The organism is Acetobacter senegalensis (assembly GCF_001580995.1).
GTDB classification, from domain to species: domain Bacteria; phylum Pseudomonadota; class Alphaproteobacteria; order Acetobacterales; family Acetobacteraceae; genus Acetobacter; species Acetobacter senegalensis.
The window spans coordinates 1-7,181 of sequence record NZ_LHZU01000066.1; the positions used below are offsets into that span (position 1 = coordinate 1).

Annotated in this window: 5 protein-coding genes; 1 reads left to right on the forward strand and 4 read right to left on the reverse strand. The window is 52.0% G+C overall.

Annotated elements, in window-relative coordinates; translation table 11 throughout:
- Positions 1-183: 183 nt before the first annotated feature.
- Together AD948_RS00765 and AD948_RS00770 are read right to left on the reverse strand one after the other, a co-directional pair.
- Entirely contained in the window at positions 184-894 is a 711-nt protein-coding gene (locus tag AD948_RS00765; protein WP_061470281.1) for a hypothetical protein, read from the reverse strand.
- Positions 895-1,365: 471 nt separating this feature from the next.
- Positions 1,366-3,519 carry a tail fiber protein gene (locus tag AD948_RS00770; protein ID WP_061470282.1) on the reverse strand — a complete coding sequence of 718 codons (2,154 nt, stop codon included), beginning with the start codon at positions 3,517-3,519 and terminating at the stop codon, positions 1,366-1,368.
- Positions 3,520-3,750: 231 nt separating this feature from the next.
- Here AD948_RS00770 and AD948_RS00775 point away from each other — a divergent pair, with 231 nt between their 5' ends.
- Entirely contained in the window at positions 3,751-4,656 is a 906-nt protein-coding gene (locus AD948_RS00775; protein WP_140329581.1) for a hypothetical protein, read from the forward strand.
- A gap of 391 nt (positions 4,657-5,047) precedes the next feature.
- On the opposite strand, the gene AD948_RS00780 is transcribed toward AD948_RS00775, so the two are convergent.
- Together AD948_RS00780 and AD948_RS00785 are read right to left on the reverse strand one after the other, a co-directional pair.
- The gene (locus tag AD948_RS00780; RefSeq protein ID WP_061470283.1) at positions 5,048-5,731 is read right to left on the reverse strand and encodes a YoaK family protein; all 684 of its coding nucleotides are present in this window, start codon (positions 5,729-5,731) and stop codon (positions 5,048-5,050) included.
- The gene (locus AD948_RS00785; protein WP_061470284.1) at positions 5,731-6,993 is read right to left on the reverse strand and encodes a cation:proton antiporter; all 1,263 of its coding nucleotides are present in this window, start codon (positions 6,991-6,993) and stop codon (positions 5,731-5,733) included. Before AD948_RS00785 ends, AD948_RS00780 begins: the two co-directional genes overlap by 1 nt.
- Positions 6,994-7,181 lie beyond the last annotated feature (188 nt).

The window sequence follows — 7,181 nt, forward strand, 5'->3', positions numbered from 1 at the left end:
CAGACTTTCGTACGCCTCGCGGCGCCCGAAACCCTTCAGGGTATGCTGACGGTCTACTTTAGGACGAACCGGCCAGAAACCTGACATTTATCCCACTCTAATCGCGGCCAACAACTTGGCCATCAACAGGCCGGCTAATTCACCGGTGATACAATCCACCCGACTTCGTACGAAAACGCCATATCATCGGATGCCATTTGGAAGCTCGGCCAGGACAGCATCATTGTCCGCGATGAGGTTGGGAAGGTTAGCCACATCGCTCGACGGCAGGAAGCCGCCCGAATCCTTTTGCACTTGCAGAATCAGGTCGGCGGCGTGAATCCCGGCCTTTGCCGCGAGCCAGAGATCGAGTTTCACCACTTCATCGTCTTCGAAATCGAAATATGATGTAATGATCTCAGCTCGTTTACCTGGAACAAAATCGAAGTTGTGCCGGCTGTTTACGACGTGAGCGTGCGCCGTTTGTTCGTTAATCATGGACTTCAGGTCCTTAATGAAGTCGGAATGCCCTTTGTAAGTCGTCTCCAACCATTGGTATGCTTTTCGGGACGCTTTCTGAGCATCACCCATGCTCTGGTTCTGATAATCAAAATAATTCTGAGTGTTGGTATGGGCCAATGAAAAGGCTGCGTTTGCGGTGGACTCTAGGAAGTACCGGAGGTCCATCTTAGCTTGGATACGGTGCATCCTCACGGTCGAAATTACCGACAGTGAGTGATATTTCTTCATTTGTGAGTAAAACCGGATGAATAGATCGCAGTCTGTGATGGGCCACATCATCAGGTTCGAGACAAGAGTCGTCGTATTGTAAGCGTTGATAAATGCATTTCCATATTTTTTCTCGGCGTCAAGTAACTTCTGATGCTCCTCGGCGGAGAACTGCTTCAAATTCATCGCTTAACATATCCAGCTATTGGTTACGACAGACAACGTGATGTGCGTAAAACGTAACATACACCATAGCTTTCCGTCACATTTTGCACAGTTGACGAGATCTGTTGACAAATGGAGACTTTCAATGATGATCCCATGGCAGCCCAATGTCTGAGAAGAAGCAACTGCCGCCTGTCTACTCATACATCACTGAGCGTCCAGGCAGATCATGGGGGGAGAGCGGAATGTCCGCCAATCGAAGAGAGGCGTTTGAAGACGGACGTCTCCGCTAATCGAGAACGGTCCATGAACCACCATAAGGATCGGCCTTGCCAATATCATCTACAACATACGTCACTTCCTCTTACTGGAGAAGTTGATCGTCGCAGCATAGCAATCCAATCAATGATGATTTCCAACCGGCTCAAGACGCAGATGTGGAACCATCAATCAGCATGATAAAAGCCCAAAATCATAAGTCAGGCATATCAATCAACGGCTCTTCGATCCCTCCACTTTCAATCTCATAAGGCCGGACCAACTATCCGAAGCCAGGTATGGACCTGCGCTGTGAATCTGAAGCGCCATGATAGCTGTGTTGCGAACCGACCGAGAAAGAAGTGGTAGCAGTGCACTTCCATTTGTCCAGCGCATCGCACCGTTTTCGATAGTGTTCCATCCAGACAGATCAGCGTCCTGTAAATGGGAAATTAACGTCGTCATTGTATCAGATTCAAAAAGCTCAATATAACCAACTAGCACACCAAGCATACGACGATCATCCACAAAAGGACCGATCACATCGCAGGGACGACTGGCATTGGACAGAATCCGAACAGACCTCACGCCAGCAGGGATCTTGAACATGACCCGATCTTTCACCCTGCGGATAGGATGAAGCAGCCGCCCTGTTTCGGTGACAAGACGTAACCCATCTTCGTGTGTCAGAAACGGAGCTTGTGACCGACCCGTATGTTTGACGCGATCGGCTCGGGACTGAAAGCTCCGAAACAGAGGTTCAACAAAATGACGCGAAACCTCGAGTGGGGCCGCTGCATCATCCCAAGTTAAATTACGGCTCTGCCTCATTAAGACAACCGGGCCGTTCTGCTTGAAGGCAAACCGGTTACCGGTATCGAGGTAGCTTTCAGTTAATACGCCATCGGCCATAATGACAGAGTGATTCTCTGTCTCCACATGATAATAATCGTAAGATTCTATGCTTTTATCGAAAAAAATCGAACGCCCATTGACCAGCATGCGTACTGGAACGAACCGGCCATCAAGAAACAGACAATGTTCTGATGTAATGAGCATATCTTTGTAGGGAACGTCGTGTGCAATCGCCCCTTTCAACAGACGCACCGGATAGCCAGCTTCATCATCCGGCAGACGCTTTCGAACGACAGCACGCGATTGTCCCACCCACGTCACCTGCCTGATGGTGCCCTTTGTCACGTCATCATCAAAGGCAACAATGTGATCGCCGATCTGGATCTCTTCTACAGGAATATCGCCTCTGGCCGTACGTATACGGCTTCCCCGACAAAAGCAGGCGGCATCAGATACGCTCAGAATGGCAGTGTTGCTTCCGTAAGTCTTCCCAAAACTCTGAGACCCGCCACTTCCGGCGACAACTGTATCTGAAAGATTTGGAAGGGCAAAGTTCGTAAGGCCATTACCGCCGTAAGTTGTGCCCAAAAGGGCAAAAAGCGCCTGGTTTTGAGCAATGGGTAGCAGTGTACCATTCGCCAATACCCACCCCTGAGGAATGGAGGCTGCTGATCCCGCGTAAGCACGAATTTCGCCCATGACGGGACCACTATCGCTACCTGAATTAGGAAAAGCGCCGTTAACACAGATAATGTAATTTAGTGCGAGCCCGGGAGCACGATTGTCAAAAGACGTACCGCTACCCCCATCAGACACGGGGACATTCGCGTCACTCAGTGAGACTGCCTGCTTTCCTACAACAGACCCTAGTCTTAACGTGCTGGATGTCCCGATAATGCTGCGCCCAGTCAGATTAGGTAGCGCAAATGTTGTCACCCCATTTCCGCCATAAGTGGTGCCAATAACCGCAAATAACTGGGGATATTCGGCGACAGAAACTAATTGCCCTGCTGCCACGAGAAACTCACCACCGGCGATCGCTGGTGTTTGTCCTGCGAAGGCATCTACTTCTCCCACGAATCCCAGTGACGACGGATCGCTTGTCACGCGAATAACATAACTGACGCTCAGGGAGGGTTGAGCGTTATCCACTGACTGGCTGGCGCCACCTAATAATGACGGAAACTGCTCTTCGGTCAGCGTGGTTTGGCTCTCACCAGTTACCTGCCCTATGTAATTCGGGCTTCCTATTTCTACTTTTCCTGCCAGATCAGGAAGAGCGAAATTTTCATAGCCATTACCACCATATGCAGTTCCGAGAAGAGCAAATAGCGACTGGTTGGAAGCGATAGAAAGAATCTGCCCCTGACTTTTCAAAGTATTTGATACCGACGCACTATCAAAAGCGAACGTTCGAATTAGTCCAATCGGCATACCCGAAGCATTTCCGTACACTGGAAAGCTACCGTTGATGACAATCGCCTGCGTCAGCGTTATGGTCTTCTGATTATTATCGAAGGTTACAGTAGTCATGCAGATACCCGCCTTTTATACTTTTGATTATCGTATTTCTTAAAAAAAAGTCCATATATTTGAATATACCCATATGGAATTTAGTGTTTTTACAATGCACAACCCCAGTTTCGGTCTCTGCCTCATAAAAAACAAGCCGAAACATGAATCTCACCAAAAATGCGACAAAGGGATTTCCTTCATCCAGCAGACCTCTAAAGATAACGCCTGATTATTTTGTTGGGCATTTGTATGACATACGCTGACTTCGCACCCTTCGATCACAATACTGCACCAACCTACACAGTCGATGATTTAATGGCACTGCCGAGCTTCCTTCAGTGCCTGAATTTCTGCAACCAGCAACTTCTGTCGATCCACAGGCAAATGCCGCGAGAGGTCCGTTATGTCGCTGACTTACGTCGCTGGGTTATGACCCACGGCGCACTTGCATTGCATTTTTCACACAAGATTAATCCGGATCTTCCGCCGCTCACGGCAACTAATCTTTTCCGTGAGGTTGAACATACGGGAATAGCCAGCCCCAATACGGTCACGAGTTATCTGAAAGAAATTCATGCACGAGGCTATATCATCTTGCTGTCCAAAGCGGACCAGCGTGTGCGGGCCTATGCCATGACAGAATTTTCTGAAAAAATGTTTTATCTCTATCTTCAGATTAGCCTGCAGGGACTGGATCTGATCGATGGTGCTGGGCGTGCTGACATCGCGAGTGCAGATCCGCGTATTCTAACCCACATGCACCCGATTTTTGCGCGGCATATGCTCAATGACCCGGTCTATTTCGCGCCCCCTCCATCGATTGCGCCCCTGGTCAACACAACGATTGGGATCTCCGTTCTCAATGAAATGACTCGAGCACAGAAAGAAACGCCATCGAACGCCGATCGCGTCCATGTTGATCTTGGTAGCGCCAGTGCAATGGCGAAGCATTATGGCGTTTCCCGTGGCAACGTCGCCCGATTACTATCGAAGGTGCAAAATGCTGGCCATTATGGGCAAGATGACCGAGGTACATGGGTTTCAGCGCAACTGTTACAAGACCATTATATTTTGCAAGCCATCAAAATGGCTTACAGCTCATCAGCATTCATCGAAGCACAGAAGCTGAGAGCCGAGGAGGCTTCGAGGATGTAACCACCGATTTTCACATGAACTTATAGCACCTTCCGTATGGCTGTATTCTAGATTTTCTCTGGAGTTCAGATTGATCGAAGAAATACTGCTCTTAAGTCGTCTTCAGGTCAGGAAGCCTTCGAATTGAACCCTTCAAAGATTGACAGAGACTTATTTCTTCACACGCCATAAGCTACGTCCGCTTCGAGGAAGCATGACATTGCGCTCTGGTGTCTGGAATGAAGGCGACTGCCGCCTGTCTGCTCCTGCATCACTGAGCAGACAGGCGGATCAGGGGGGGGGAAGCTGAATGTCGGCTGTCAGACATGAAAATCTGACCTGACCGAGAGGCAGATTCGCATCATAAACGCGTTACGTCCTGCGTCTGATCCTGACCTGTCAGACAGGGTGTTCAATTATCGTCCTGCCCGGAACGCTCCGTTTTCCAGATATCCCGGTATAGAAAGACAAGGAAAGGGACGGGCCAGAGGAACGGAAAACTACCGTGCAGGGCCAGCCCCGTAGCGGCGGCCATCACGCCTGCCAGAAAAGCCCCCCACGAAAGTAGCGGCAGAAAAATGCTTCCTGCGATAGGGCGAATGTTCCTGTCCGGCGCAATCCATGACGCCATCCATTCCGCAATTCCCGATGCGGCTTTTAACAGGTTTGTCGTCACGACGATCGTGGGCATGGGCGTGCCGGAGAATTTCGCGATCGTTTCGCCCTGCACGGCCAGAAGTGCCGGAAGCACGAGAAATTCGCCCCAGTAGCGTAGGGAGGATCCATGCACGATCTGTGCCAGAACCATGAAGATTGTCATCACCATGACACCATAAGCTGGCGACCATAACAGCCGCATCAGGCCGGACAGGATGGCGGCAAGGAAAAAGACACCCAGCACACCCACCAGAAGCAGGCCATGGTGCCAGTTTCCGCTGATAAACGAGGCGCCCATATGCGTGGTATTGCCCGTCATCGCGCCTGCAAAGACACCGCCCAGATCGACGAAACTCAGGGCATCCACATAGCCTGCGACAAGCCCGAGAATGAGAACCCGCCGGGCGGAAATCGAGACCGGGAGAAGGGAGGAGGGCATTATTGCGACCGGGAAGCGATTGACGGATAGAGCCTGCGGGCGACCCGCTCCATGGTCAGACCCTGCACGATGATGGTGAACACCACGACACCGTAACAGACAGGCAGCAGCAGATCACGCAGGTCTCCGTGCGGCAGGCCAAGCGCCAGAGAAACCGAGATGCCGCCACGCAGGCCGCCCCATGTCAGGATGCCGAGGACACGGCCGCGCTCCCACTGCCGGAGATGAACCGGCAGGGTGGAGAACAGCACACTCAATGCCCGCACGGCAATGGACAGCGGGATCACGGCAAGCGTCGCCAGAACCGTGAACAGATGCGGCGTGATCTCCAGTATTTCAAAGCCGATGAGCATGAACAGCAGGACGTTCAGCACTTCGTCAATCAGCGTCCATGCAATGTCGAGTTCCTTGCGCGATACTTCATCGAAAATGGAATGGCTGTAGCTGGTTCCGAAGCAGAGACCGGCCACGACGACGGCAATCGCACCGGACATCCCCAACTGATTGGCGATGCTGAAGGTTCCGGTCGCCAGAGCCAGCGAGGTCAGCAGATCAATATGCGGGTCACGCTGTCCCTTGAGCACACGAAGAGCAATCCACCCGGTTATCGCTCCAAGAAGACCACCACCGAGCGCTTCGCGGCAGAAGCTCATGGCAATCTCAGAAGCGCCCACCCCTTGACTGTCTCCAGTCGCCAGCCCGATCGTCACACCGAAAATGACGACGCCCACGCCGTCATTGAACAGGCTCTCGCCCGCAAAGACGGCCTGTAGCGGTCCTGGCAGTCCCAGACGTTTCAGCATTCCCACGACCGAAACCGGGTCTGTCGGAGCGAGGATAGCGCCGAGCACGATGCACCATGTAAAGGGAACGGCATGGCCCAGCAGCGGGAAAACACACCACGCCGCGACCGCCAGAAACGCCACGGCCAGAACGGTTCCCAGAATGGAGAGAGCGGTCACAGACATCAGCTTTGCTCGCAGATGCCCGACATCCACCTGCATGGCTCCCGCAAAAAGCAGCAGCGACAGGGCACCGTTCAGAAGTGCCGCAGGCAGATTGATCGCGCCGAGTACAGACCGTGGGAGAGCCTGAAGGTCATAGGCCGGGATCAGAGGGTTCAGGATCATGACCAGAAGCGAGGTCAGCAATGAGAAGACCAGAACGCCGATCGTGACAGGAACACGCAACGTATGGTGGTTGAGAATGCTGAAGCCTGCCGAGAGCGTCAGGAGTAGAGCAAGAAGGCTGATGGTATCCATGACCTCACCGCTGACTGCTCAGGCTCCTTACGTCAAGAAAAACCGAAAATAGTCCGCTATTCGAGAAGCTTAACCGGGCATTGAATGACAAAAATGAGGGCGTATGCCGCCTATCTGCTTCATATTCCGTGAGCGGACAGGCTGCATAGGGGGGGAGAACGAACCCGCTACGCGGGATTGGTGCGGTG

What these genes read in the sequence shown, in the direction of transcription:
- AD948_RS00765 (WP_061470281.1), bottom strand. Translation starts at nt 894, where the DNA reads ATGAATTTGAAGCAGTTCTCCGCCGAGGAGCATCAGAAGTTACTTGAC.
- AD948_RS00770 (WP_061470282.1), bottom strand. Translation starts at nt 3,519, where the DNA reads ATGACTACTGTAACCTTCGATAATAATCAGAAGACCATAACGCTGACG.
- AD948_RS00775 (WP_140329581.1), top strand. Translation starts at nt 3,751, where the DNA reads ATGACATACGCTGACTTCGCACCCTTCGATCACAATACTGCACCAACC.
- AD948_RS00780 (WP_061470283.1), bottom strand. Translation starts at nt 5,731, where the DNA reads ATGCCCTCCTCCCTTCTCCCGGTCTCGATTTCCGCCCGGCGGGTTCTC.
- AD948_RS00785 (WP_061470284.1), bottom strand. Translation starts at nt 6,993, where the DNA reads ATGGATACCATCAGCCTTCTTGCTCTACTCCTGACGCTCTCGGCAGGC.